At 71.3% G+C, this 25,838-nt stretch carries 18 protein-coding genes; 13 read left to right on the top strand and 5 right to left on the bottom strand.

The window, feature by feature from the left end:
- The first annotated feature begins 90 nt into the window (after positions 1-90).
- The 3 genes from ABZ078_RS33315 to moeZ all read left to right on the top strand — a co-directional run bounded on the left by ABZ078_RS33315 (position 91) and on the right by moeZ (position 3,077).
- Positions 91-1,068 (top strand): NAD-dependent epimerase/dehydratase, encoded by a 978-nt coding sequence (locus tag ABZ078_RS33315; protein WP_356581553.1) that lies wholly within the window; start codon positions 91-93, stop codon positions 1,066-1,068.
- Positions 1,056-1,835, top strand: coding sequence for a spherulation-specific family 4 protein (locus ABZ078_RS33310; protein WP_356581551.1), 780 nt, complete (start codon positions 1,056-1,058; stop codon positions 1,833-1,835). The genes ABZ078_RS33315 and ABZ078_RS33310 overlap by 13 nt, the downstream gene beginning before the upstream one ends.
- 63 nt (positions 1,836-1,898) lie before the next feature.
- On the top strand, positions 1,899-3,077 hold the full coding sequence (moeZ, locus tag ABZ078_RS33305) for an adenylyltransferase/sulfurtransferase MoeZ (protein ID WP_356581549.1): 1,179 nt from the start codon (positions 1,899-1,901) through the stop codon (positions 3,075-3,077).
- A gap of 102 nt (positions 3,078-3,179) precedes the next feature.
- Here moeZ and ABZ078_RS33300 read toward each other — a convergent pair whose 3' ends face one another.
- The 4 genes from ABZ078_RS33300 to ABZ078_RS33285 form a co-directional block, all read right to left on the bottom strand.
- Positions 3,180-4,214, bottom strand: a complete 1,035-nt coding sequence (locus ABZ078_RS33300) for a cellulase family glycosylhydrolase (protein ID WP_356581547.1) — start codon at positions 4,212-4,214, stop codon at positions 3,180-3,182.
- A gap of 155 nt (positions 4,215-4,369) precedes the next feature.
- Positions 4,370-5,917: an alpha/beta hydrolase gene (locus tag ABZ078_RS33295; protein ID WP_356581545.1), complete on the bottom strand. Its 1,548-nt coding sequence runs from the start codon at positions 5,915-5,917 to the stop codon at positions 4,370-4,372.
- A gap of 132 nt (positions 5,918-6,049) precedes the next feature.
- Positions 6,050-7,597, bottom strand: coding sequence for an alpha/beta fold hydrolase (locus ABZ078_RS33290; RefSeq protein ID WP_356581543.1), 1,548 nt, complete (start codon positions 7,595-7,597; stop codon positions 6,050-6,052).
- Positions 7,598-7,702: 105 nt separating this feature from the next.
- Positions 7,703-10,564, bottom strand: a complete 2,862-nt coding sequence (locus tag ABZ078_RS33285) for a lysylphosphatidylglycerol synthase domain-containing protein (protein ID WP_356581541.1) — start codon at positions 10,562-10,564, stop codon at positions 7,703-7,705.
- A 185-nt stretch (positions 10,565-10,749) separates the two neighbouring features.
- Here ABZ078_RS33285 and ABZ078_RS33280 point away from each other — a divergent pair, with 185 nt between their 5' ends.
- The 6 genes from ABZ078_RS33280 (at position 10,750) to ABZ078_RS33255 (ending at position 21,736) form a co-directional block, all read left to right on the top strand.
- Positions 10,750-11,154 (top strand): MGMT family protein, encoded by a 405-nt coding sequence (locus ABZ078_RS33280; protein ID WP_356581538.1) that lies wholly within the window; start codon positions 10,750-10,752, stop codon positions 11,152-11,154.
- 257 nt (positions 11,155-11,411) lie between these two features.
- The gene (locus ABZ078_RS33275; RefSeq protein WP_356581536.1) at positions 11,412-14,786 is read left to right on the top strand and encodes an ATP-dependent DNA helicase; all 3,375 of its coding nucleotides are present in this window, start codon (positions 11,412-11,414) and stop codon (positions 14,784-14,786) included.
- A gap of 213 nt (positions 14,787-14,999) precedes the next feature.
- A complete protein-coding gene (locus ABZ078_RS33270; RefSeq protein WP_356581534.1) occupies positions 15,000-18,599 on the top strand; it encodes an ATP-dependent DNA helicase in 3,600 nt (1,199 codons plus the stop codon).
- Between the two features lie 10 nt (positions 18,600-18,609).
- Positions 18,610-20,013, top strand: coding sequence for a dipeptidase (locus ABZ078_RS33265; protein ID WP_356581532.1), 1,404 nt, complete (start codon positions 18,610-18,612; stop codon positions 20,011-20,013).
- 156 nt (positions 20,014-20,169) lie between these two features.
- Positions 20,170-21,111 carry an NAD(+) diphosphatase gene (gene nudC / locus ABZ078_RS33260; protein ID WP_356581530.1) on the top strand — a complete coding sequence of 314 codons (942 nt, stop codon included), beginning with the start codon at positions 20,170-20,172 and terminating at the stop codon, positions 21,109-21,111.
- 13 nt (positions 21,112-21,124) lie between these two features.
- The gene (locus ABZ078_RS33255; RefSeq protein ID WP_356581528.1) at positions 21,125-21,736 is read left to right on the top strand and encodes a class I SAM-dependent methyltransferase; all 612 of its coding nucleotides are present in this window, start codon (positions 21,125-21,127) and stop codon (positions 21,734-21,736) included.
- A 39-nt stretch (positions 21,737-21,775) separates the two neighbouring features.
- Here the strand turns inward: ABZ078_RS33255 and ABZ078_RS33250 are convergent, their stop codons facing one another.
- The gene (locus tag ABZ078_RS33250) at positions 21,776-22,018 is read right to left on the bottom strand and encodes a mycoredoxin (protein ID WP_356581526.1); all 243 of its coding nucleotides are present in this window, start codon (positions 22,016-22,018) and stop codon (positions 21,776-21,778) included.
- A 185-nt stretch (positions 22,019-22,203) separates the two neighbouring features.
- Here ABZ078_RS33250 and ABZ078_RS33245 point away from each other — a divergent pair, with 185 nt between their 5' ends.
- The 4 genes from ABZ078_RS33245 (at position 22,204) to ABZ078_RS33230 (ending at position 25,755) form a co-directional block, all read left to right on the top strand.
- The gene (locus ABZ078_RS33245) at positions 22,204-24,399 is read left to right on the top strand and encodes an ATP-dependent DNA helicase UvrD2 (RefSeq protein WP_356581524.1); all 2,196 of its coding nucleotides are present in this window, start codon (positions 22,204-22,206) and stop codon (positions 24,397-24,399) included.
- Positions 24,400-24,564: 165 nt separating this feature from the next.
- Positions 24,565-24,891, top strand: coding sequence for a hypothetical protein (locus ABZ078_RS33240; protein WP_356581522.1), 327 nt, complete (start codon positions 24,565-24,567; stop codon positions 24,889-24,891).
- 175 nt (positions 24,892-25,066) lie between these two features.
- A complete protein-coding gene (locus tag ABZ078_RS33235) occupies positions 25,067-25,435 on the top strand; it encodes a WhiB family transcriptional regulator (RefSeq protein WP_356581520.1) in 369 nt (122 codons plus the stop codon).
- The gene (locus tag ABZ078_RS33230) at positions 25,432-25,755 is read left to right on the top strand and encodes a hypothetical protein (RefSeq protein ID WP_356581518.1); all 324 of its coding nucleotides are present in this window, start codon (positions 25,432-25,434) and stop codon (positions 25,753-25,755) included. Before ABZ078_RS33235 ends, ABZ078_RS33230 begins: the two co-directional genes overlap by 4 nt.
- Positions 25,756-25,838: the final 83 nt, after the last annotated feature.

Below are 25,838 nucleotides of genomic sequence, written 5' to 3'. Positions count from 1 at the left end.
CCGAAAGTCCCCCTGTCTGAAGCCCTCCGAAGGAGACCCCCAAATGATCACCTCCCGACCCGACCACCGCTCGGCCCCGGGAGCCGCCCGATGAGAGTCCTGCTGATCGGAGCCAACGGCTACCTCGGCCGCTTCGTGGCGGACCGCCTCCTCGCCGACCCCGCCGTCCAACTCACCGCCCTGGGCCGCGGCGACGACGCCGACGTCCGCTTCGACCTCGCGTCCGGCAGCCCAGGCGCCCTCACCCGCTTCCTGGACGCGGTCCACCCCGGTGTCGTCATCAACTGCGCCGGCGCCACCCGAGGCGGCGCCCGCGAACTCACCCGCCACAACACCGTCGCCGTCGCCACCGTCTGCGAGGCCCTGCGCCGCAGCGGCTGCGGCGCCCGGCTCGTCCAGATCGGCTGCGGCGCCGAGTACGGCCCGAGCCAGCCCGGCTCGTCGACGGCCGAGGACGCCGTCCCCCGCCCCGGCGGCCCCTACGGCGTCAGCAAACTCGCCGCCACCGAACTCGTCCTGGGCTCCGGCCTGGACGCCGTGGTTCTGCGCGTCTTCTCACCCGCGGGCCCCGGCACCCCCGCCGGCTCCCCGCTCGGCCGCCTCGCCGAGGCCATGCGCCGCGCCATGCAGTCGGGCGACGGCGAGCTCAAGCTCACCGGCCTCGGCGCCCAGCGCGACTTCGTCGACGTCCGGGACGTGGCCCGTGCCGTGCACGCCGCCTCCCTCTCCGCGGCGCAGGGCGTGATCAACATCGGCTCCGGCCGCGCCGTCCGCCTCCGCGACGCCGCCGCCGTCCTCGCCCGCGTGGCCGGCTACGGCGGCGCCCTGCACGAACTCGACGGCCCGCCCGGCCCGTTGCGGCCGTCCATCGGCCACCCCCGCGCCGACTCGGACCACGCGGCCCACGCCGGCCACGCCGCCCCGGTCGCCTACCCGTATCCGGACGGTTGCGGAAGCTGGCAGCAGGCCGACGTGCGCACCGCACGCGACCGGCTCGGCTGGCGTCCCCGGATCAACCTCGAAGAGTCCCTCGGCGACATCTGGATGGAGGCCGCATGCCGTATCTGACCGGCACCAAACCGACCACGTCGAGCACGGACCTCCGCACCGGCCTCGGCGTCCCCGGCTACGCCCACCCCCTGCTCGCACCCACCGAATGGGGCGAACTCACCCGCCCGGGCACCCCCGTGCACTGGGTCGTCCTCAACGTCGCCGACGGCCCCGGCACCCGCCCCGACCCGCACTGCCTGGAGGCCGCCGGACGGCTGCGCAACGCGGGGATCCGTGTCCTCGGCCACTTGGACGCGGCACAGGTCGGCACGGCACAGGGCGGCACGGCACAGGGCGGCGGCGGCTTCGGCGAGATGATCTCCGAGGCGCACCGGTACGTCGACTGGTACCGCGTCGACGGCTTCCTCCTGGACCGCTGCCCGAGCGAACGCGCCGCCCTGCCCGGGATCCGCCGCACGGTCACCACGCTCCGTGCGCTGCGTGACAAGGCCCACATCGTCCTCGGTCACGGCACCCATCCCCACCCCGGCTACGCCGAGTGCGCCGACCAGCTGGTCACCTTCCGGGGGTCGTGGAGCGAGTACCGCTGGTCGCAGGTGGCGGAGTGGACGGCCGACTACCCGCCCGACCGCTTCTGCCACTTCGTCCAGGGGGTGCCCCTCGGCCACCTCGACGAGGCACTGCGCATCGCCCGCTGGCAGGGCGCCGCGACGATCTGGTTCACCGACCACACGGACCGCGGCGGCCGCACCGGCCCCTGGGAGACCATGCCCGGCTACTGGGACGAAATCGTCTCGCGGATCGGAACAGGTGTCTCGGAATGAAAAAGCCCATGGCAGTGTTACGGCAAGTACAACCATAGTGATCGACCGACCAACGGAGTCCCCGTGTCGCTGCCACCCCTGGTCGAGCCGGCCCCCGAGCTCACCGTAGACGAGGTTCGCAGGTACTCCCGCCACCTGATCATCCCGGATGTCGGGATGGACGGGCAGAAGCGGCTGAAGAACGCCAAGGTGCTCTGTGTGGGCGCCGGCGGCCTGGGCTCGCCGGCGCTGATGTACCTCGCCGCCGCGGGCGTCGGCACGCTCGGCATCGTGGAGTTCGACGAGGTCGACGAGTCGAACCTGCAGCGCCAGATCATCCACAGCCAGTCCGACATCGGGCGCTCCAAGGCCGAGTCCGCGCGCGACTCCGTCCTCGGCATCAACCCGTACGTGAACGTGGTCCTTCACGAGGAGCGGCTCGAGGCCGACAACGTGATGGACATCTTCAGCCAGTACGACCTGATCGTCGACGGCACGGACAACTTCGCGACCCGCTACCTGGTCAACGACGCCTGTGTGCTGCTGAACAAGCCGTACGTATGGGGCTCGATCTACCGCTTCGACGGTCAGGCCTCGGTCTTCTGGTCCGAGCACGGCCCTTGCTACCGCTGCCTCTACCCGGAGCCCCCGCCCCCCGGCATGGTTCCGTCCTGCGCCGAGGGCGGCGTGCTGGGCGTGCTGTGCGCGTCCATCGGCTCCATCCAGGTCAACGAGGCCATCAAGCTCCTCGCCGGCATCGGTGAGCCGCTGGTCGGCCGCCTGATGATCTACGACGCCCTGGAGATGCAGTACCGCCAGGTCAAGGTCCGCAAGGACCCGAACTGCGCGGTCTGCGGCGAGAACCCGACCGTCACCGAGCTCATCGACTACGAGGCCTTCTGCGGCGTCGTCTCCGAGGAGGCCCAGGAGGCGGCCGCCGGCTCGACGATCACTCCCAAGCAGCTCAAGGAGTGGATCGACGACGGCGAGAACATCGAGATCATCGACGTCCGCGAGATCAACGAGTACGAGATCGTCTCGATCCCCGGCGCCCGGCTGATCCCGAAGAACGAGTTCCTGATGGGCACCGCCCTGGAGACCCTCCCGCAGGACAAGAAGATCGTCTTGCACTGCAAGACGGGTGTCCGCAGTGCGGAAGTCCTCGCGGTCCTGAAGTCCGCGGGCTTCGCCGACGCCGTCCACGTCGGCGGTGGCGTGATCGGCTGGGTCAACCAGATCGAACCGCACAAGCCGGTCTACTAGACGGCCCCTGCGCCGCCCAGCGGAACGAACGCAAGAAGCCCACGGCTCTGACCGGTTCAGACGCCGTGGGCTTCTCGCGTTTCTGGTCGCTTGCTCCTGTCGCTACTTCCGCCAGGCCCAGTGCAGGCGGTCCAGCCCGCTCTGGTTGTTCACCTTCAGGCTGAGGTTGGTGCCCGTGCCCTGCAGCGTGGTGAGGGAGTAGGTGTCCCCGTTGCGCAGGCCGGGCCAGTAGACCGAACCCAGGCCCAGTTCACGGATGGTGTCGGTCGCCGCCTGGATGTAGGCGATCTCGTGGGAACCGTTGATCGGCCCGTTGTAGTTCAGGCCCGACGTCATGGTGGCGCCGAACTCGTCCAGGATGGTGCGCGAGGCGCAGGTGCCTATGCGCTGCCGGAAGTCCTGCTTCCACTGGTCGTAGCTGGTCCAGTCGGTGTGCCAGAAGCCGTAGTTGTGCAGGGCGAGCCGGGTGCCGTTCAGCCGGCTGTCGGCGCACACGGGCTTGACGTCCTCGCTGTACTTGACCCCTCCGATGAGGATCCGGTCGCGGGGGATGGAGCGGTGGGTCGTCAGCCAGCGGGCGGCGATGTCGCGCCACTCCTGGGAGGTGTAGCCGAACGGCTCGTTCATCGGCTCGAAGTACACCCGGGAGTCGCCCACGTAGGCGGAGGTGATCCGCGCCCACATCTGGTCGTAGGCGGCCTGGTTGTCGATCTTGCCGTCCTTGGCGTTGTCGGCCTCCCAGTAGCCCAGGATGACCTTGAACCCCTGGCCGGTGGCGGCGTCGATCGCGCCCCTGTAGGACTTCCAGAACGGGCCGTTGACGGAGGTGGGGTTGACCGGCAGCCGGACGGTGTTGGCGCCCAGCTTGGCGAACCCGGCGATGATCGCCTTGGACTTGGCGTAGGTGGTGTCGTAGCTGTCGGAGGTGGACAGGCCCGAGGGCACGACCGCGTCATCGGCGTAGTTGTCGCGCGGGTCGGCCCAGTTGACCCCTTGGAAGTCGCTGACGGGCGGCACGGCCGCCTTGCCGGGTGCGGGGGAGGCGGATGCGGGGGAGGCGAGTGCTCCCCCGAATGCCGTGACGCAGGCCAGCAATGCGCCGAGGCAAGCTGTCCGGCGATGGTTCTTTCGTGGCACGGCGTCCCCTTCTGAGCGGTTGCGTTCGCGACGAACCGCAGACACGGGGCCGGCGGCTCGATGGCTCCCGCAAACTAGAAGATGATCCGAACAGGGGTCAACACATCTGCACACAAAGTTTCATCCAGGAGTCTGCCCGCCGCCCACGGCCCTCGTCATGAGCAGACCTTGCCGTCCCTGGGCACCGTCCCCTGCAGCAGATACGCGTTCACCGTGGAGTCGACGCAGTCGCTCCCCTTCCCGTACGAGGCGTGTCCCTCGCCCTTCCAGGTGATCATCACGCCGACGCCCTTGCCCAGCTCGTCCGCCATCCGCCGGGTGCCCTCGTAGGGCGTGGCAGGGTCGCCGGTGTTGCCGACCAGCAGGATCGGTGCCGCGCCCGGCGCACTCACCTCCGGAGTGTCGTACTGCCCGGCCACCGGCCAGTCGTGGCACCAGCCGGCCGTGTCCCAGCCCAGCATGGGTCCGAAGACGGGCGAGATCTTCTTGAACCGCGGCAGCAGCTTCTTCGTCTGCGCGACCGTCGGCCGCTGCTTGTCGTCCAGGCACGATATGACCCGCTGCGAGTGGGTCCCCGTCAGGTAGTGCCCCGAGGAGTCGCGGTCGTTGTAGCCGTCGGCGAGTGCCAGCAGTTCTGTGCCGTCTCCCTGCTCGGCCGCCTTCAGGGCGCTGGTCAGGGTGGGCCAGCTCGTCTCGCTGTACAGCGACCCGAGGAGGCCGGTGAGCGCCAGTGTCTCGGTGAGCTTGCGCCCGGAGGACGTCGGCAGCGGATTCGCGTCTGTCCGCTTCAGCAGGCCGACGATCTTCTGGGTGCCGTCCTCGGCGCCCTGGCCGGTGGACTCGAGGTAGTTGTTCAGGGCGCGCTGGAAGCCTCTGGTCTGGTTCTCGGCGTGGCCTTCCGAGTCGGCGCTCGGGTCGGTGACCGCGTCCAGGATCAGCCGGCCCACCTTTCTGGGGAACAAGTGGGCGTAGACGCCGCCGAGTTCGGTGCCGTAGGAGATGCCGAAGTAGTGCATCTTCGTGTCGCCGAGTATCTGGCGCATGAGGTCCATGTCGCGGGCGGTGTCGGTGGTCGACACATGCGCCAGCAACGTCCCGGCGGACTTCTGGCAGCCCTTGCCGAAGGCGGCGGCGTCCCGGAAGTAGGCCGTCTCCTCGGCGGGGGTGTCGGGTGTGATGTCGACGGACTCGGAGTTCTCGATCTCCTTGTCGCTGCGGCAGCGCACCCCCTCACTGGCGCCCACCCCGCGAGGGTCCCAGCTCACCAGGTCGTACCGCTCGCTCAGCTCGGGCGCGGAGGAGGCGTACCACGGCAGCGTGGACACCCCTGAGCTGCCGGGGCCGCCGAAGTTGAACAGGAGTGAGCCGATGCGGTCGTCGCCGCCGGCCTTGGAACGGATCAGCGCGAGGTCGATCGTCTCGCCGTCCGGTTGCGCCCAGTCCAGCGGCGCCTTGAGTGTCGCGCATTGCCATGCGCCGCCCGGTTCGGGGGAGTCGGCCGTGGCCCTGCAACGTCCCCAGTCGAGCTTCTGCGAGGTCAGCGACGATGGCAGTGGGGTCGCCGGGCCGGCGGACGTGGCCGGAGAGCTCGCTCCGTCGGTCTCCCGGCCGGCCTCGCCGCCGTCGGACGAGCCGCCGCCGCAGCCCGTCACCAGCAGCGCGGCGGCGGCCGTCAGGGCCGTCCACTGTACAAAACGTGCCATGTCACTTCCCCCTCGCAGGCCGTCCGCACTGTGCCGCGGATGGCGGTCAGGCCATGGTAGGCATACCGCGAATGGGTTGCGGTGGCCTGTGGATAACTCTCTGACCTGCGGTTTCAGCTTCCCTGCTCGGTCTCAGGAGCAGACGGTCCCCGCCGCCGGTACCTTCCCGTCGAGCAGATAGCCGTTCACCGCGTCCTGCACGCACTTGTTCCCGGTGTTGTACGCGCCGTGCCCCTGACCCTCGTACGTCAGCTCGACACCCACGCCTTTGCCCAACGCCTCCGCCATCCTCCGCGCGCCCTCGTAGGGCGTGGCCGGGTCGCCCGTGTTGCCCACGACGAGGATCGGCCCCGAGCCGGGCGCGCTGACGTCGGGATGTTCGGCGGCGCCCGGTACGGGCCAGTCGGTGCAGGTGAGCATGGCCCAGGCCAGGGAGTCGCCGAAGAGGTTCGAGGCGGCCCGGAACTCGGGCAGCCTTTGCTCCACGTACGCGGCGGTGTAGCGGGGCTTGTCGTCGGCACAGTTGATCGACACGTTGGCCGCGGTGATATTGCTGTACTCGCCGTTCTCGCGGCGTCCGTTCATCGAGTCGGCCAGCAGCAGCAGGAGCCTGCCGTCACCGTCGTATGCCTGGACCAGGCCCTGGGTGAGGTACTCCCAGAAGTCCTTCGAGTACAGCGCCTGCAGGATGCCGGAGGTGGCGGCCGTCTGGGTCAGCTCGCGCGGGAAGACGCCCGGGATCGGCTTGCTGTCGAGGTCCTTCAGCAGCTTGGCGATGCGGTCCTTGATGTCCTGGGCGGTGTTCCCGATCGGGCAGCCCTCGCTCTTGGCGGCGCAGTCCGCGGCGAAGTTGTCGAGCGCGAGCTGAAAGCCCTCGGCCTGCCCCAGCGCGCTCTGCTCGGGGTTCTCCGTCGGGTCGACCACCGCGTCGAAGACCGCGCGGCCCACGTTCTCGGGGAACAAGTGGGCGTAGACGCCGCCGAGTTCGGTGCCGTAGGAGATGCCGAAGTAGTGCAACTTCCGGTCGCCGAGGAGCTGGCGCATCAGGTCCAGGTCGCGGGCCGCGTCGGTGGTGCGCACATGAGGCAGCACCTTCTTGGAGTTCTTCTCGCAGGCCCTGGTGAACTCCTTGTTGGTGTCCAGCAGTTCGGTGCGCTCGGTGGCGTCGTCCGGTGTCGCGTCCTGCTGGAAGTGGGCGTCGAGCTGCTGGTCGTTCTCGCACAGCACGGGCGCGCTGCGGCCGACCCCGCGCGGATCGAAGCTCACCAGGTCGTAGCGGGTGAGCAACGTCCCATAGCGTTCGCCGACGGAAGGCAGGCTGGTGACGCCCGAGCTGCCCGGGCCGCCGAAGTTGAAGATCAACGAGCCGATGCGCCGCCTCTCGTCGCCGGTGCTCTGTGCCCGGATCAGCGCGATGTCGATCGTGTCGCCCTTGGGTTCGTCCCAGTCGAGGGGCGCCTTCATCGTGGCGCACTGCCATGTGCCGCCGTCCGGCAGGGGCGACGGGCTGCCCCCGCCGCCCTGCGCCTGGGAGGGGGGCGGGCAGTCCTCCCAGTTCAGTTCCTGGGCCGTCAGATCCTGTCCCCCGGAGCCGTCGTCGCTGCAGCCCGCCAGCAGGGAGGACAGCAGCAGGGCGGTGGCGGTCAGGGCAGCGACGCGGATCCGGGGAGGGTTCGGCATGGTCCCATCCTGCGGTCGTACGTGGTGGGGCGCTCGGGGCGCGGGCCGTACGAGCTACCGCGACGCACCATCTCTTCCGTGCCCTCCAACGTAGGACGCCGCCCGCTACAGCGCGCCCTTACGCGTCAGGTGGTTGAAGGCCAGCCATCCGGGCAGCACCGGCAGCCACAGCGTCAGCAGTCGGAACAGCAGCACCGCGGGCGCGGCGACCTCGCTTTCCAGGCCGACGGCGATCAGACCGACCGTCAAGGTCGCCTCCACGGCGCCTACGCCGCCCGGGGTCGGTGCCGCCGAGCCGAGCGCGTTGCCCGCGAGGAAGACGACGGCCACGCTGGCGATGCTGATCGACGTTCCCTCGCTGCCGAAGGCCCGGATCGACGCGTCAAGGCACATCACGAAGCAGGCGGTCAGCAGCAGCATGCCGCCGATGCCGGTGACCAGCTTCTGCGGCCGCTGGAGCACGTCCAGCATGCGCGGCACGACCCCCGCGAACAGCGACCTCACGCGCGTGACGACGAATTTCCGCAGGAACGGCACGGAGGTCACCACGAGCACCAGCACCGCCACCGTCAGCAGGCCCGCGATGACCGTCCGGGACGGCGACAGCGACGGAGTCTTCTCGGTGCCGGTCAGATAGCCGAAAGACAGCAGCATCAGGATGTGGCAGCCGAGCCCGAACAGCTGCGAGGCGCCGACGCTCGCCACCGCGAGCCCCGGCCGCACGCCCGCGCGCTGGAGGAAGCGCGTGTTGAGGGCCACACCGCCCACCGCCGGCGGGGCGACGATCTTCACGAACGACCCGGCGACCTGCGCCGCCACCGTCCGGAGGAACGGCACGCGCTCGGGCACGAACCCCAGCAGCGCCATCGCCGCCGCGAAGTAGCTGGCCGCCGAGAACAGCACGGCCGCGGCCACCCAGCCCCACTGCGCGTTGGAGATGAGCGGGCCGAACTCGATGTGCGTGAGCTGCGTCAGCAGGAAGTACGCGCCGATGGCACCGGCGATGAAGCTGATCAGCGTGCGCGGCCGCACCCGCTCCAGCCTGGCCGGCTCGACCGGCGCCTGCGGCCTGATCCGCAGCACCTCGTGGCGGATCTGCGTGAGCAGATCCTCCTCGCGCGCCTCGTCCAGCGCCTCGTCGATGGCCCGCTTCTCGGCCCGCGCCTGCGCCCGTACGGTCTTCTTGTCCAGTTTGTCGGGTACGGCTCCGGCGTCGCCCGTGGCCTCCTCCTCGCCGCGGGCGTGCTTGGCGTGCCGGGACGCCTCCAGTACCGCCTCGCGCTCGCGCTGGGCACGCTCCCGGGCGAGTCTGCGCAGCGTCGCGCGCGTGGAGCGGCTCAGCGCGATCGGCTGCAGCATCGGCAGGCAGTCGGCCACGGCGTCGGGGCCGAGCACGCTCACCGCCGTGGCCACCGCGCGCTCGGCGCCCACCCGCAGGCCCAGCGTCACCAGTAGCTGGGAGATGTCCATGCGCAGCAGCAGGTTGTTGGCCGCGATCTCACCGATGCGCAGATCTGTGATGATCACTTTGCCGGAACGATCCACCAGAATCGCGTCACCGACCAGCCTGCGGTGCGCGATGCGCCGGGACTGGAGCGCCTTGACCTGGTGCCAGGTGCCGCGCAGCAAGTCGTCCGTGATCTCGAAGTCCGGCAGCGAGTCCAAGGTGCGCCCGCCGGTGTGCTCGTAGACGAGCATCACGGCGTCCGGGCCGAGCTCCGAGGTGGCGATCAGCTTGGGCGCGTTGGCGCCGGCGGCGATGGCGGCGTAGGCGAGCAGTGCCTCCTGCTCCAGGGCCTGGCGCAGCGACTGGAGGCTGCTGCGGGTGGCGAACCCGCGCAGCGTCAGATTGCGCCACGCGCGATAGAAGAAGCCCTGCGCCTGCTGCTCGCGGTCGACGACCGTCACGTCCAGCGGTGGGCCGTCCTCAAGGGTGACGAAGTAGCGCCGACCGCGGTCGGTGGTGGTCTCCTGGGTGTCGGAGACCTCCTCGCGGGCCGCGCTCACCGGGCGGAAGCCGACGTGCCTGAGGCCCGCCATCAGGGTCCGTCCGGTGGGACGGACGTTGGGTGAGCCGACCGCGTACAGCGTGCCGTAGGCGACGGTCCAGCCGATCAGCAGCGTCAGGAGGATCGAGAACGGCGTGGTGTAGCCGGTGACCAGCATGGAGAAGGCGTAGAGGACCAGGACGGCCCAGAGGACCGCACGCCAGCGCGGTCTGCGGGACATGCCCACGGCTGTCATGTATGCGATGACCGGCGCGAGATACCCGTGCACCGGGTCGGTGAGGGAGCCGACGTCGCCGGGCGAGGGCTGGGTGAGTGCGTCCCGGATGGACTCCGGGGCTGCCCGCGCGACCCACAGGTCGGTGGCGAGCGTCACACCGTGCGCGAGGACCGCCGCGAGGACGCCGTCGGCGATGCGCAGCCCGTCCCGCTTGATCAGCCGCTCGATCGCGAAGGCGACGGGCACCAGGAGGATCGCGATGCTGGACACGAGCCCGGCCAGCTTGCTGAACACGTCGGGCGCCTGTCCGGTGCCCTTGTTGATGTCCTGTTCGAGACCTGAGGTGGTGCCGTGCGCGAACGCGGCGATCGCGAGGAGCAGGGCGATGCCCAGCACACCCACCAGGAGCCGCATCAGGTCGGACGGACGGTGCACGCGCGCGGGGAGCAGCGGTTCGTCGCCCTCGACCTCGTCGACGTGCGCCTCGTCGTCCAGGTCGTACGCGGCCTTGCCTTCGACGGCCTTCCGGCCGACGTCGTTCAGTCCGGCGTCCTTGTCGACCTCGGCCTTCTCGACCTTGGCCTTCTCCTCGGCCTTCTTGACGTCGTCCTTCTCGTCCTTCTCGTTCTCGACGTCGCTGCTCTCGCCGGCGTCCTTCTTGTCGGCGTTCGCGGTGCCCGGACGCGACGAAGCGTCAGAGGTGCTCTCCGCGTCCTCCGGGTGCACACCCTGTTGCTTCATCGTCTCTTCTTGATCTCGTATCACCAGTCACCGCCCGCACGATGGTGGCATGCCCCACCGACACACTTGGGCGTCAGGGTGCAATGCGGGGGCGGACAGTCTGCCCGAAGCGTCGCCCCGGGGCGAGGGATACGCACAGTGGCGAGCGCGTCACATTGTCGGTGGCGTGGGGCAGGATGGGGCGGATGAGCGAGGAGAGCCTGCCGGACGACGCCCGCCCGGAGTACGACTACGCCCGCTCGGAGTACGCGGACGCGCTGCCGGAGTACGCCGAGCGGGTGCTCGAGGTCGCCGAACTGATCCCGCCGGGGCGCGTCATGACGTACGGGGACGTCGCGGAGTGGCTGGAGGAGGGCGGCCCGCGCCAGGTCGGCCGGGTGATGGCGCTGTATGGGGGAGCCGTGGCGTGGTGGCGCGTGGTCCGCGCGGACGGGGCCCTGCTGCCGGGTCACGAGCTGAGAGCGCTGGACCACTACCGGACGGAGGGCACGCCTCTGAAGGAGGCGAGCAGGGCCGCCGAGGGCCACCTGCCGCGTCTGGACATGAAGCGGGCGCGGTGGGACGGCGAGCGTGCACAGGGTCACACTTGAAAGCTTCCGCCATCGGGCGGCCCTCCGTGTGACCTCTGATCCGTACGAGGGAAAGAGGGCACATCCGTGGCATGACGTACGTTCGTGAGTCGAGGGACCCACGTGCCAGGAGTGTCCTGAGGGATAAATCGGAAGCCCTGCTTCCGCACCATCCGTCGGCGTAGCGTCGGCTGCACGTGTCGCCCTCATCCCGCGGCCACCACCCTCCACACGCGAGGGGCGACCCACCAGCACACCCACCAGGACCGGCGAACCACGTGAGCTCCTCTTCCTCCACCAGGCGCCTGTCGCACCCCCAGGTGCGACAGGGGACCCGTGGCGCTTACCGGCTGGTGCGTACCCCTCCGGTCCAGGTGGCTCCCCCTCGTCTTGACGCCGCACAGCGCGCCGTGGTTGACCATGCGGCCGGCCCGCTGCTCGTTCTCGCAGGCCCGGGCACCGGGAAGACCACCACGCTCGTCGAGTCGGTGGCGGCGCGCATCGCCCGCGGCGGAGACCCCGAGCGCATCCTGGTGCTGACGTTCAGCCGCAAGGCCGCCGTGGAGCTGCGGGACCGCATGGCGCTGCGCATGGGGGCGGCACGCGCGCCCCAGGCGACCACGTTCCACTCGTTCTGTTACGCCCTGGTCCGCGCTCACCAGGACAGCGACCTGTTCGTGGAGCCGCTGCGGCTGCTGTCCGGCCCCGAGCAGGACGTGACCGTACGGGAACTGCTCGCGGGTCAACCGGACCTGGAACGGCTCGGGCTGGCGCACGTACGCTGGCCGGACGAACTGCGCGCCTGCCTGACCACCCGCGGCTTCGCCGACGAGGTCCGCGCGGTCCTCGCCCGCAGCCGCGAACTGGGTCTCGGCCCCGATGCCCTGGACGCCTTCGCGCGCCGCATCGGCCGCCCCGACTGGCGCGCCGCGGCCGCCTTCCTCGCCGAGTACCTCGACGTGCTCGACATGCAGGGCGTGCTCGACTACGCCGAACTCGTCCACCGCGCGGTGCTCCTCGCTCGCCGTTCAGGGGCCGCCGAGCGGCTCGCCGCGCAGTACGACGCCGTGTATGTCGACGAGTACCAGGACACCGATCCTGCCCAGGTACGGCTGCTGCGCGCCCTCGCCGGCGGCGGCCGCACCCTTGTCGCCTTCGGCGACCCCGACCAGTCGATCTACGCCTTCCGGGGCGCCGACGTGAACGGCATCCTGGAGTTCCCCCAGGCATTCCCCCGCGCGGACGGCCGTCCCGCGCGCGTGGAGGTGCTGCGCACCTCCCGCCGCTCCGGCGCCGCCGTGCTGGCCGCGACGCGGCTGCTGACCCAGCGCATGCCGCTCACCCGGCTCCCGGCTGAGAAGGTACGCGCCCACCGAGAGCTGGCCCCGGTCCGCGAGGGCGGCCGCGTCGAAGTCTTCACATTTCCGACACCCGGTACCGAACTGGACAACATCGCCGACATCCTGCGCAGGGCGCACCTGGAGGACGGTGTGCCCTGGAACGAGATGGCCGTCCTGGTGCGTGCGGGGTCGCGCATGATCCCGACGGTGCGCCGGGCGCTGACGGCCGCCGGGGTGCCCTTGGACATCGACGGCGACGACCTGCCGCTGCGCCATGAGCCCGCCGTAGCGCCCTTGCTGACGGCATTGCGGGCGGTGGCCAACGCGGAGGCGGCGGTGCGGGAGGTCTCCTCCGGCGTGGCGGAGGAGGGAGAACCAGTCTCCGACGAGGAGGGAAGGCCGGTCCCCGACGAGCCGGAGCCGGACGGCTGCTGGCTCGACACCGAGACCGCCCTCACTCTGCTCGCCTCCCCCCTCGCCGGCATGGACGCGGCCGACCTGCGCCGCCTGGGGCGAGCCCTGCGCGACGAGGAGCGGGCCGCGGGCAACCCGCTGCCACCGCCCTCGGACGAGCTGCTCGCGCGGGCACTGGCCGAGCCGGAGCGGCTCGCGGTGCACGACCCCACGTACGCGCGGGGAGCCCAGCGTCTCGGCGCGCTGCTCCGCAAGGCCCGTGAGCGCCTCGCGGGCGGCGGTACCGCCGAGGAGGCGCTGTGGGACCTGTGGGAGGGCACGCCGTGGCCCGGGCGGCTGGAGCGGGCTGCCCGGCGCGGCGGCGCGGCAGGACGCAACGCCGACCGTGACCTCGACGCCGTATGCGCCCTGTTCGCGACCGCGGCCCGCGCGGAGGAGCGCACCGGCGGCCGGGGTGCCCTGAACTTCCTGGCGGAGATCGAGGCCGAGGACATCGCCGCCGACACCCTCACGCGGCGTGCCGTACGCCCGGACGCCGTGCGCCTGATGACCGCGCACCGCTCCAAGGGCCTGGAGTGGCGCCTGGTTGTCGTCGCCGGCGTCCAGGAGGGCCTGTGGCCGGATCTGCGCCGCCGCGGCTCCCTCCTGGAGGCCGACCGCATCGGCCGCGACGGCCTCGCCGAACCGCTCACCCCGGGCGCGCTGCTGGCGGAGGAGCGCCGCCTGTTCTACGTGGCCGCCACGCGCGCGTGTGAACGCCTCGTCGTCACGGCCGTGAAGGCCCCGGCCGACGACGGCGACCAGCCCTCCCGCTTCCTGACCGAACTCGGCGTCGAGCCGAAGGACGTGACGGGCCGCCCCCGCCGCCCCCTGTCCGTCGCCGCGCTCGTCGCCGAGCTCCGGGCGACCACGGTCGACCCGCGCGCGTCGGACACCCTCAGGCAGGCCGCCGCCCGCCGACTGGCCCGGCTCGCCGCACTCGCCGACGAGGACGGCCGCCCGCTGGTCCCCTCCGCCCACCCCTACCGCTGGTGGGGCATGTTCGAGCCGACCGCGTCCAAGGTGCCGCTGCGCAACCGCGACCAGCCCGTCGTGCTCTCCGGAAGCGCCCTCGACCAGCTCGCCAACACCTGTGCGCTGCAATGGTTCCTGGGCCGCGAGGTGAAGGCCGACGCACCGGCCACCGCCGCCCAGGGCTTCGGCAACGTGGTGCATGTCCTCGCCGACGAGGTCGCCTCCGGACACACCCCGGCCGACCTCGCCGTCCTCATGGAGCGCCTCGACTCCGTGTGGAACGCGCTCGCCTTCGACGCGCCGTGGAAGTCGGCGCAGGAGAAGGACAACGCGCGCGTGGCGCTCGAACGCTTCCTGAAGTGGCATGTGACGGACCGCTCCGGACGCACACCGGTGACCAGTGAGCACGACTTCGACGTCACCCTCGAAGCGGGCGACTTCGAGGTGCGCATCCGCGGCCAGATGGACCGCGTCGAGGCCGACGGCGAGGGCCGCGCCTACGTCGTCGACTTCAAGACCGGCAAGCAGGCACCGAGCTCGGCCGAGGTGGCCCGCCACCCACAGCTCGCGGTCTACCAGCTCGCCGTCCGCGAGGGCGCCGTCGACGAGGCCTTCGACGGCATACGTCCCGAGCCGGGCGGCGCGGAACTCGTCCAGCTGCGCCAGGGTGCCGCCAAGCGGGACGGCGGCGAGACGCTGCCGAAGGTGCAGGGACAGGAGCCCCTGGCAGGCCCGGAGGGGGAGTGGGTCGGCGAACTGCTCGCCACGGCGGCGGGCAAGGTCCTCGACGAGCGGTTCACGCCAAGCGCGGGCCAGCACTGCACCCACTGTGCGTTCCGGGCGTCCTGCAGCGCCCGGCCCGAGGGACGACACGTGATCGAGTGACGCCTGGCCGAGCGGACGGCGTGATCGCGGACGGCGTGATCGAGCGGACGGCGTGATCGCGGATGGCGTGATCGACCGAACGGCGTGATCGGGCCACCGGGGTGGGCGCGCGACCAGGGTGATCGATCGCACCTCCTGTGCTGACCTGGGCATATCCAGGCCCGGGCGCCGATCCGGCATCCACTGTCAGTGGCCGCCGCTAGCCTCTCTGAGGTGTCCGCCCGTATCACCGATCCCGAGCAGCTCAAGGAGCTCCTCGGCATCCCGTTCACTCCGGAGCAGACGGCCTGCATCACCGCGCCGCCCGCCCCGCAGGTGATCGTGGCCGGAGCCGGATCGGGCAAGACCACGGTGATGGCGGCGCGCGTGGTGTGGCTGGTCGGCACCGGCCAGGTCGCTCCCGAACAGGTCCTCGGCCTGACCTTCACCAACAAGGCCGCCGGTGAACTCGCCGAGCGCGTCCGCAAGGCGCTCATCAAGGCCGGCGTCACCGACCCCGACGTCATCGACCCGGACAACCCGCCGGGCGAGCCGGTGATCTCGACGTACCACGCCTTCGCCGGCCGCCTGCTGACCGACCACGGCCTGCGCATCGGCCTGGAACCGACCTCCCGCCTGCTCGCCGACGCCACCCGCTACCAGCTCGCCGCCCGCGTGCTGCGCGAGGCCCCGGGGCCGTATCCGGCCCTCACCCGCTCCTTCGCCGACCTGGTGAGCGACCTCCTCACCCTCGACGCCGAACTGGCCGAGCACCTCGTACGCCCCGAGGCCCTGCGCGCGTACGACGCCCAGCTCCTGCTCGGCCTCGAGAGCGCCAAGCTCACCAACGCCGAGCTGCGCAAGGTCCCCGAGGCGGCCGCGGCACGCCGCGAACTCGCCGACCTCGTGGTCCGCTACCGGGCCGCCAAGCGGGAGCGGGACCTGCTCGACTTCGGCGACCAGATCGCCCTGTCGGCACAGCTGGCGGGGATCCCCGAGGTGGGCCGCATCCTGCGCGACGAGTTCCGCGTGGTCCTGCTGGACGAGTACCAGGACACGTCCGTCGCCCAACGCGTCCTCCTGGCGGGCCTGTTCGGGGGCGGCACCGGCCACCCCGTGACCGCCGTCGGTGACCCCTGCCAGGCGATCTACGGCTGGCGCGGCGCCTCCGTCGCCAACCTCGACGACTTCCCCGAGCACTTCGCCCGCGCCGACGGCCGCCCCGCGACCCGCCAGGCGCTCAGCGAGAACCGCCGTAGCGGCGGCCGCCTCCTCGACCTCGCCAATGGCCTCGCCGAGCCACTGCGCGCCATGCACGCGGGCGTGGAGGCGCTGCGCCCGGCCCCCGGAGCCGAGCGCGACGGCATGGTCCGCTGTGCGCTCCTGCCCACCCACGCCGAGGAGATCGACTGGATCGCCGACTCCGTCGCCCATCTCGTACGGACGGGTAAGGCGCCCGGCGAGATCGCCGTCCTGTGCCGCACGGCGACCGACTTCGCCGAGATCCAGGGCGCGCTCGTCGCCCGGGACGTCCCCGTCGAGGTCGTCGGCCTGTCCGGGCTGCTCCATCTGCCGGAGATCGCCGACCTGGTCGCCGTCTGCGAGGTCCTCCAGGACCCGGGCGCCAACGCCTCCCTGGTCCGCCTGCTCACCGGCCCGCGTTGGCGCATCGGCCCCCGCGACCTCGCCCTCCTGGGGCGCCGCGCACGGCTGCTGGTGTCCCACACGCGCGTGGACGGCGACGACCCGGACCGCCGGCTCGCCGAGGCCGTCGAGGGCGTCGACCCCGCCGAGGTGATCTCGCTCGCGGACGCCCTCGACACGTTCCTGGAGACGCCGCTGGACGGCGACGGGGACGACGACGGCCTGCCCTTCTCGCCGGACGCGCGCGTGCGGTTCGCGCGCCTGGCCACCGAACTGCGCGACCTGCGCCGCTCCCTGTCCGACCCGCTGATGGACGTCCTCCACCGTGTCCTCGCCGTCACCGGCCTGGAAGTGGAGCTCTCGGCGTCCCCGCACGCCCTGGCCGCGCGTCGCCGCGAGACCCTGTCCAACTTCCTGGACGTCGCCGCCTCGTTCGCGGCCGGTGACAACGAGGCGACCCTGCTCGCCTTCCTCGGCTTCCTGCGCACCGCCGCCCAGTACGAGAAGGGGCTCGACAACGCCCTGCCCGGCGGCGAGAACACCGTCAAGGTGCTCACCGCGCACAAGTCCAAGGGCCTGGAGTGGGACGTCGTGGCCGTTCCCGGCCTGGTCACCGGTACCTTCCCCAGCACCCAGGGCCGCGAGAAGTGGACCGCTCAGGGCAAGGTCCTCCCGCACGAGCTGCGCGGCGACGCCGACACACTCCCCGACGTCGCCTCCTGGGACTCCCGCGGCCTGAAGGCCTTCCACGAGGCCATGAAGGACCACCAGCACACCGAGGAACTCCGCCTCGGCTACGTCACCTTCACCCGCCCCCGTTCCCTGCTCCTCGGCTCCGGCCACTGGTGGGGTCCCACCCAGAAGAAGCCGCGCGGACCCTCCGACTTCCTGCAGGCTCTGTACGACCACTGCGCGGCCGGCTACGGCGAGATCGAGGCGTGGGCGGACGAGCCGGCCGAGGACGAGGAAAACCCGGCCCTGCACCGGGAGAGCGCCGACCAGGTGTGGCCCCTGCCCCTGGACGAGGCCGCCCTGGCCAGACGCCGCGCGGCCGCCGAGACGGTCCTGGCCCACCTGGAGAGCCTCGCCTCCGGCGAGGGCAGCGACCTCGCCGCTACGCACAACGCGGATGCTTACGAGGATCCGGACTGGCCGCTGCCGCCGGAGGACGACGAAGCGCTCTCCGGGGACCCGGCCGCCGAGGACTACTCCTTCGAAGACGATCCCTTCTTCGAGGAGGACTCCGGCGCCTGGGATTCCTGGACCGCGGACCGCCCGACCGTCCCCCACCAGGCGACCGGACCGGAAGCGACCGAGGCGCCCGGCGCGGCTGACGGCGCGCGCGCCCACCCGTCGGAGCCCGGTCCGCCCCCGGCGCACCCTCGCGCCCCTGAACAACCTCCCGCACCCCCGCACCCCCCCGAGCCCGAGCCTGCCCACACCCGCCTCACCCCGGAGGAGGCCCGCACCATCGCCTCCTGGGACCGCGACCTCGACGCGCTCACCGGGGAGCTCCTGCGTGCCCGCGCGAGCGTCACGGACGTACCCCTGCCCGCGTCGCTCACCGCGTCCCAGCTACTGCGTCTGGCCGCCGACCCGGACGGGTTCGCGCAGGAACTCGCGCGCCCCATGCCGCGCCCCCCACAACCCGCCGCGCGCCGAGGCACCCGGTTCCACGCCTGGGTCGAGGCCCGCTTCGAGGAGCTGACGCTGCCCATGCTGGAGCCGGAGGACCTGCCCGGCAGCGAGGCCGAGATCGCCGACGAGCGCGACCTGGAAGCCCTCAAGGACGCCTTCGAGCGCACCGAGTACGCGCACCGCACGCCGTACCGGGTCGAGGCCCCGTTCCAGCTCACGCTCGCCGGCCGCGTCGTACGGGGCCGTATAGACGCCGTCTACAAGGAGGGCGACGGCGACGGGGCGACGTACGAGATCGTCGACTGGAAGACCAACCGCACCCGCACCGCCGATCCGCTCCAGCTCGCCCTGTACCGGCTCGCCTGGGCCGAGCAGCAGGGTGTCCCGCTGGAGTCGGTCGACGCCGCGTTCCTGTACGTCCGCAGCGGCGCGGTCGTACGCCCGGACGACCTGCCGGACCGGGCCGCACTGGAGCGACTGCTGACCGAGGAGCCGGTCGGGCGGGCGGACTGTGAGGAACCGCCCACCGAGGATGTCGGTGCGGGCCGATAGGCTCGTGACCATGAGCCAGACCCCGGACAGCGCCGTCCGTACGTACATCGAGCAGCACCGTGCCGCCTTCCTCGACGACCTCGCCGAGTGGCTGCGCATCCCGTCCGTGTCGGCCCAGCCCGACCACGCGCCCGACGTACACCGCAGCGCCGACTGGCTCGCCGCCAAGCTCAAGGAGACCGGCTTCCCGACCGCCGAGGTCTGGCAGACCCCGGGCGCGCCCGCCGTCTTCGCCGAGTGGCCCTCGGACGACCCGCAGGCGCCCACGGTCCTCGTCTACGGCCACCACGACGTGCAGCCCGCCGCCCGTGAGGACGGCTGGGACAGCGAGCCCTTCGAGCCCGTCATCCGGGAAGGCCGCCTCTACGCCCGCGGGGCGGCCGACGACAAGGGCCAGGTGTTCTTCCACACACTCGGCGTCCGCGCCCACGTCGCCACCACGGGCCGCGCCACCCCGGCCGTCAACCTGAAGCTGCTGGTCGAGGGCGAGGAGGAGTCCGGCTCCCCGCACTTCCGCGCACTCGTCGAGGAACAGGCCCAACGCCTCGCGGCCGACGCCGTGATCGTGTCCGACACCGGCATGTGGTCCGAGGACACCCCCACCGTGTGCACCGGCATGCGCGGCCTCGCCGAGTGCGAGATCCGGCTGTACGGCCCCGACCAGGACATCCACTCCGGCTCCTTCGGCGGCGCCGTACCCAACCCGGCGACCGCCGCCGCCCGCCTGGTCGCCGCCCTGCACGACGAGCACGCGCGCGTGGCGATCCCCGGCTTCTACGACGGAGTCGTCGAACTGACCGATCGCGAGCGCGAGCTCCTCGCCGAGCTGCCCTTCGACGAGCAGCAGTGGCTGCGTACCGCCAAGTCCTACGCCACCCACGGCGAGGCCGGCCACACCACCCTGGAGCGCATCTGGGCCCGCCCCACCGCCGAGGTCAACGGCATCGGCGGTGGCTACCAAGGCCCCGGGAGCAAGACGATCATCCCGTCCTCCGCCATGGTGAAGCTCTCCTTCCGGTTGGTCGCCGGACAGGACCTCGACCACATCGAGAAGGTGGTCCGCGCCTGGGTCACCGAGCAGACACCCGACGGCATCCGATGCGAGATCACGTTCTCGGCGGGCACGCGCCCGTGCCTGACGCCGCTGGACCACCCGGCCTTGCAGTCGGTCGTACGCGCCATGGGCCGCGCCTTCGAGGGGCCCGTCCGTTTCACCCGCGAAGGCGGCTCGGGACCCGCCGCCGACCTCCAGGACGTCCTCGGCGCACCCGTACTCTTCCTCGGCATCTCCGTGCCTTCCGACGGCTGGCACGCCCCGAACGAGAAGGTCGAGCTCGCCCTGCTCCTCAAAGGCGTCGAGACCACCGCCCACCTGTGGGACGACCTCGCCGCGAACTGGCGCCATGCGCCCTGAGCGCCCCCGGCCGTCCGGAGCGGCGTCGCGCGCGGGGCACACTGAAGAGGCCGTCCCGCACCACCGAACCCTGCCGCATCCGGTCCCCGCCCGTCGTACGTCCCGCCGATCCACCCACCGAAGCAGACCGTTCCACTGGGGGAGTTGGAAGCACCCGTGACCACCTGGACCGACCACACCGCCGACCGACCCATCTCGCTCACCGCCCCCAGCGGCATCGATCGCGCGGCCCACCACCGGCTCGACGAGGCATGGCTCGCGGCGGCGTGGAGCCACCCCACGACCCGCTGCTTCGTGGTCTCCGGCGGCCAGGTCCTCATCGACGAGACGGCGGACGGGTGCACCGAACTCGTCATGACCCCCTCCTTCGAGGCACCCCTGACCGAGGCGCACCGCTATTTCCTCGGCATCGACGAGGACGGCGTCAGCTACTTCGCCCTCCAGAAGGACGCGCTGCCCGGCCGCATCGACCAGTCCGCGCGCCCGGCCGGTCTGCGCGAGGCGGGCCTGCTGCTGTCGCCGCGCGACGCCGGCCTGATGGTGCACGCCGTCGGCCTGGAGAACTGGCAGCGCACCCACCGCTTCTGCTCCCGCTGCGGCGAACGCACCGTGATCGCCGCGGCCGGCCACATCCGCCGCTGCCCCGCCTGCGGCGCCGAGCACTACCCGCGCACCGACCCCGCCGTGATCATGGCCGTCACCGACGAGGACGACCGCATCCTCCTCGGCCGCCAGGTCCACTGGCCCGAGGGGCGCTTCTCGACGCTCGCCGGCTTCGTCGAGCCCGGCGAGTCCATCGAGCAGACGGTGCGGCGCGAGGTCTACGAGGAGGCCGGTATCACCGTCGGCCAGGTCGAGTACGTCGCCAGCCAGCCCTGGCCCTTCCCGTCCAGCCTGATGCTGGGCTTCATGGCCCGCGCCACCACCACCGAGGTCGACGTCGACGGCGACGAGATCCACGAGGCTCGCTGGTTCTCCCGCGAGGAACTGCGCGCCGCCTTCGACTCCGGCGATGTCATGCCGCCCTACGGCATCTCGATCGCGGCCCGCCTGATCGAGCTCTGGTACGGCAAGCCGCTGCCCACGAGGAGCGTCTGAGGCAGCCCCGCCCATGCCCGACCCGTACTGGAACCACAACGTCCACTACCACCCGGTGGTGCTGGCCGCCGTCCCCGAAGGCTGCGGCGCGGCCCTGGACGTCGGGTGCGGGGACGGGCTGCTCGCACGGAAGCTGGCGACCAAGGCGGCCTCGGTGACCGGCGTCGACCGTTCGCCGCAGATGATCCGGCTGGCGACCAAGGACCCCGTCGGCAACGTCACGTACCTGGAGGGTGACTACCTTGAGGACGCCACCCTTCCCGACGGCACATACGACTTCGTCAGCGCGGTGGCCGTGGTCCACCACGCGCCGTTCGAGAAGGCCGTCGGCCGCCTGGTACGACTGCTGGCCCCCGGTGGACGCCTGGTGATCGTCGGCATGGCGTACAACAAGACGCCGCTGGACTGGGTGATCAGCGGCTGCGGCGTACCCGCGAGCCTGCTGAACGCCCGTTTCCGCGGCGGCAAGGCAGGCCCGGTCGGCATGCCCGTCGAGGACGCGAGCGTGCACTGGGGCGAAGCCCGGCGGACGGCACTGCGGCTCCTGCCCGGCTGCCGGTTCCGTCGGCGGCTGCTGTGGCGCTACACCGTCGTGTGGGACAAACCACAAGAAGGCGGCCCCTGAGCGCACCCAGGGACCGCCTTCCGCGCAACAGCGGAGCGCTTACGCGCCGATCTTCTGCTTCACCTGAGCCAGCGACGGGTTCGTCAGCGTCGAACCGTCCGCGAACAGCACGGTCGGGACCGTCTGGTTTCCGCCATTCGCCTTCTCGACGAACGCCGCGGACGCGGGGTCCTGCTCGATGTTGATCTCGGTGTACGCGATGCCCTCGCGTTCCAGCTGCTTCTTCAGCCGCTGGCAGTAGCCGCACCAGGTGGTGCTGTACATCGTCACAGTGCCCTGCATGTCTCGCGCGCTCCTCGGGTGGCTCGGGGGAACAGGTCGTCCGGAGAGGGAACGTACGCGACCGGGGCGCCATTCCCGCCCGGGGTATGGCCTGCCACGTGATGCCTGCCGCATTCATATGACTATCGGTGCCTGCCTGTGGACAACCGGCACAGCCGTCTCCGGCGACCTGGCAGCATGGCCGTGTGACAGCAGCAACGCACTCCCCCCTCTTCCCGCAGGCACCGGAATCTGCCGACGCGGTGCTCGAAGGGCTCGACCCCGAGCAGCGCGAGGTCGCCACCGCCCTGCACGGCCCGGTGTGCGTGCTCGCGGGCGCCGGCACGGGCAAGACCCGGGCGATCACCCACCGCATCGCCTACGGGGTACGCGCGGGGATCCTCCAGCCGTCCAGCGTGCTCGCCGTCACCTTCACCAACCGCGCCGCCGGAGAGATGCGCGGCCGGCTGCGCCAGCTCGGAGCCGCCGGCGTCCAGGCCCGCACCTTCCACTCGGCGGCCATCCGTCAGCTCCAGTACTTCTGGCCGAAAGCGATCGGCGGCTCCATGCCCCGGCTCGTCGACCGCAAGATCCAGCTCGTCGCCGACGCGGCCGCCGCCTGCCGCATCCGCCTGGACCGGAACGAGCTGCGGGACGTCACCGCCGAGATCGAGTGGTCCAAGGTCACTCAGACCGTCCCCGCCGACTACGCGTCGGCCGCCGCCAAGGCGGACCGCGTCGCCTCACGCGACCCGGCCGAGATCGCCCAGCTCTACAACGTCTACGAGGACCTCAAGCGGGACCGCTCGCTCATCGACTTCGAGGACGTCCTGCTGCTCACCGTCGGCATCCTCCAGGACCGGCACGACATCGCCGACCAGGTCCGCTCCCAGTACCAGCACTTCGTGGTCGACGAGTACCAGGACGTCAGCCCGCTCCAGCAGCGCCTGTTGGAGCTGTGGCTCGGCGACCGCGACAACCTGTGCGTGGTCGGCGACGCCAGCCAGACGATCTACTCCTTCACGGGAGCAACCCCCGACCACCTGCTCGACTTCCGCACCCGCCACCCCGGTGCCACCGTCGTCAAGCTGGTCCGCGACTACCGCTCCACCCCGCAGGTCGTCCACCTCGCCAACGGCCTGCTGGCCCAGGCCCGGGGCCGGGCCGCCGACCACCGCCTGGAACTGGTCTCCCAGCGAGACCCGGGCCCCGAACCCGTCTACACCGAGTACACCGACGAGCCCGCCGAGGCCGAGGGCGCCGCCCGTCGCATCCGGGAACTCATGGACGCGGGCGTCCCGGCCAGCGAGATCGCCGTCCTGTTCCGCACGAACTCCCAGTCCGAGACCTACGAACAGGCCCTCGCCGACGCGGGCGTCCCCTACCAGCTGCGGGGCGCCGAGCGCTTCTTCGACCGTCCCGAGGTGCGCAAGGCGGGCATCGCCCTGCGCGGCGCGGCCCGCTTCGGCGGCAACGACTCGCTTCTCGACGACGCCGTCGACCTTCCCTCCCAGGTACGTGCCGTGCTGTCGGGGGAGGGCTGGACGACCGAGCCCCCGGCCGGCTCCGGCGCCGTCAGAGAGCGCTGGGAGTCGCTGGCCGCCCTGGTGAACCTCGCCCAGGACTTCGCCGCGGCCAGACCGGGCGCCACCCTCGCCGACCTCGTCGCGGAACTCGACGAACGGGCCAACGCCCAGCACGCCCCGACCGTCCAGGGCGTCACCCTTGCCTCCCTGCACTCGGCCAAGGGCCTGGAGTGGGACGTCGTCTTCCTGGTCGGTGTCGCCGAGGGCATGATGCCGATCACCTACGCGAAGACCGACGAGCAGATCGAGGAGGAACGCCGCCTCCTCTACGTAGGTGTCACCCGTGCCCGGCAGCACCTCCATGTCTCCTGGGCGCTCACCCGCGCACCCGGGGGCCGGCCCCACCGGCGCCCGAGTCGCTTTCTCGACGGCTTGCGGCCCGGTTCGACCGCCACCACCGGTCGCACCGCCTCCGGCGGCGCCGGCGGTGTCGAGCGCGGCTTCACGAGCAGGCCGGACGTCGCCCCGCGACGAACCCAGCGCACCCCGGCCCGCTGCCGCGTCTGCGGGCGCACCCTCACCGACGCCGGCGAGATGAAGCTGATGCGTTGTGAGGACTGCCCCTCCGACATGGACGAAGGTCTCTACGAGCGCCTCCGCGAGTGGCGCGCGGTCCAGGCCCGGCTCAGCGGGCAGCCGGACTTCTGCGTCTTCACGGACAGGACCCTGATGGCCATCGCCGAGGCGGAGCCGACCACTCCGGTCGAGCTGTCCGGCATCCCCGGTGTCCTCAAACGGAAGCTGGACCGCTACGGAGCCGATGTGCTGGCCATCTGCGCAGGCCAGGAGCTTGAGGACCGCGCTGTCGGGGAATGACGCGAACTCGTCGAAAAAATAGTTTGCGCATGCCCCAGCAATCCCCATAGGTTCTTAGCCACGGGAACGGAGGCCTTCTCCAAGGCCCCAATTCCGTGATGTACTTGCATACCCGTCGGACTGGTTCACCCCAGTCCCCCGAGACGCCGAGAGGAGGCGAGTCCAGTGATCAGCATCAACAGCAGCTTCATCAGCACCGTCAAAATGACCGATCGCTCGGTCGTCGCCTCCCTGTGCATGCTCAGCGCCTCGGACCAGGGCACCGGTCTGTCCGGCATTCGTGCCGTCCGTCCGGCGTCCTCCGTGTCCCTCGCGGGCCTTCCCGTCCGTGAGCGCAATGAGCGACCGACCAAGGCACTGGAAGCGGCAGTAGTGGCAAAGGCGCAGGCCTATGCCTTTACGGCGACCGGTGCCGGATTCCGGAAGCAGACGACGCAGCACCACCTGATGTGGGCCTTCCGTGGGCCAGAACCCTGGAGTGATCCAGCCTGATCGTCGATCAGGCCGGCGCCTTCAGGGCCGCGGAACCCCATCCGGGATCCGCGGCCCTTCTGTTTGTCCTCCAACGGGGATGACGGAGCGAAGGGGCCCCGGGACAAAAAAAGACCCGGTACCAGCCGCCACCCGGTCCAACAGGGCCGGAACGACCAGACGAGGAAGACGATCCGTGCAACTCGAAGCGCACGCCCCGTCCGTACCGCCTTCAGACACGATCCCCAAGCCCGGCCCCACGGAGGACTCCACCTTGACCCCGCTCACCGCGCTCACCGCGCTCGACGACGCCATCGAGAACCTCGGCGTACCCGTCCCCTGCCGTTCCTACGACCCGGAGGTCTTCTTCGCCGAGTCGCCGGCGGACGTCGAGTACGCCAAGTCCCTCTGCCGCACCTGCCCGCTGATGGAGGCTTGCCTCGCCGGCGCCAAGGAGCGGCGTGAGCCCTGGGGCGTCTGGGGTGGCGAGCTGTTCGTCCAGGGTGTTGTCGTCGCCCGGAAGCGGCCGCGTGGCCGCCCGCGCAAGAACCCGGTCACGGCATGAACACCGCAGGCACGATCGACCGTCCCCTCACGCACGACCCCCAGAAGCAGGCCCCGATGAAGCCGTCCACCCACGAACCAGCAGGCTCCGCGCCCGAAGACTTCACCAGCAGTGGCGCGAACGACTCGCGTCAGAACAGGAACCGAGAGATGCAACTCATCCAAGAAGCCCTGGCACGTGCGCATATGCACGAGCGACAGCATGAGGCCGATCGGGAACGCCGGGCCGTGCGCCTGGCGTCCGCTCGCCGCATGCAGCGCCGGGCCGAGCGCGCTTCGATGCGCGCCCGCCGTGCGCTCGCCATGGCGGTCATGCAGTAATCGACCACACCACCAGTCGGTGACCTCCCGGCCTCGAAGGCCGTGGCTCCTCGCGGGGGCCGGTCCGTGCGAACGGACCGGCC

Source organism: Streptomyces sp. NPDC006385 (assembly GCF_040612485.1).
Taxonomy (GTDB): domain Bacteria; phylum Actinomycetota; class Actinomycetes; order Streptomycetales; family Streptomycetaceae; genus Streptomyces.
Note: the sequence above shows the minus strand (reverse complement) of the source record. Positions and strands in the feature narration are given on the sequence as shown.

Bases quoted from the DNA above. Each gene is read 5' to 3' on its own strand.
- ABZ078_RS33285 (WP_356581541.1), bottom strand. From the start codon at position 10,564: ATGAAGCAACAGGGTGTGCACCCGGAGGACGCGGAGAGCACCTCTGAC.
- ABZ078_RS33315 (WP_356581553.1), top strand. From the start codon at position 91: ATGAGAGTCCTGCTGATCGGAGCCAACGGCTACCTCGGCCGCTTCGTG.
- ABZ078_RS33310 (WP_356581551.1), top strand. From the start codon at position 1,056: ATGCCGTATCTGACCGGCACCAAACCGACCACGTCGAGCACGGACCTC.
- ABZ078_RS33255 (WP_356581528.1), top strand. From the start codon at position 21,125: ATGCCCGACCCGTACTGGAACCACAACGTCCACTACCACCCGGTGGTG.
- ABZ078_RS33295 (WP_356581545.1), bottom strand. From the start codon at position 5,917: ATGGCACGTTTTGTACAGTGGACGGCCCTGACGGCCGCCGCCGCGCTG.
- ABZ078_RS33230 (WP_356581518.1), top strand. From the start codon at position 25,432: ATGAACACCGCAGGCACGATCGACCGTCCCCTCACGCACGACCCCCAG.
- ABZ078_RS33265 (WP_356581532.1), top strand. From the start codon at position 18,610: ATGAGCCAGACCCCGGACAGCGCCGTCCGTACGTACATCGAGCAGCAC.
- ABZ078_RS33280 (WP_356581538.1), top strand. From the start codon at position 10,750: ATGAGCGAGGAGAGCCTGCCGGACGACGCCCGCCCGGAGTACGACTAC.
- ABZ078_RS33250 (WP_356581526.1), bottom strand. From the start codon at position 22,018: ATGCAGGGCACTGTGACGATGTACAGCACCACCTGGTGCGGCTACTGC.
- ABZ078_RS33290 (WP_356581543.1), bottom strand. From the start codon at position 7,597: ATGCCGAACCCTCCCCGGATCCGCGTCGCTGCCCTGACCGCCACCGCC.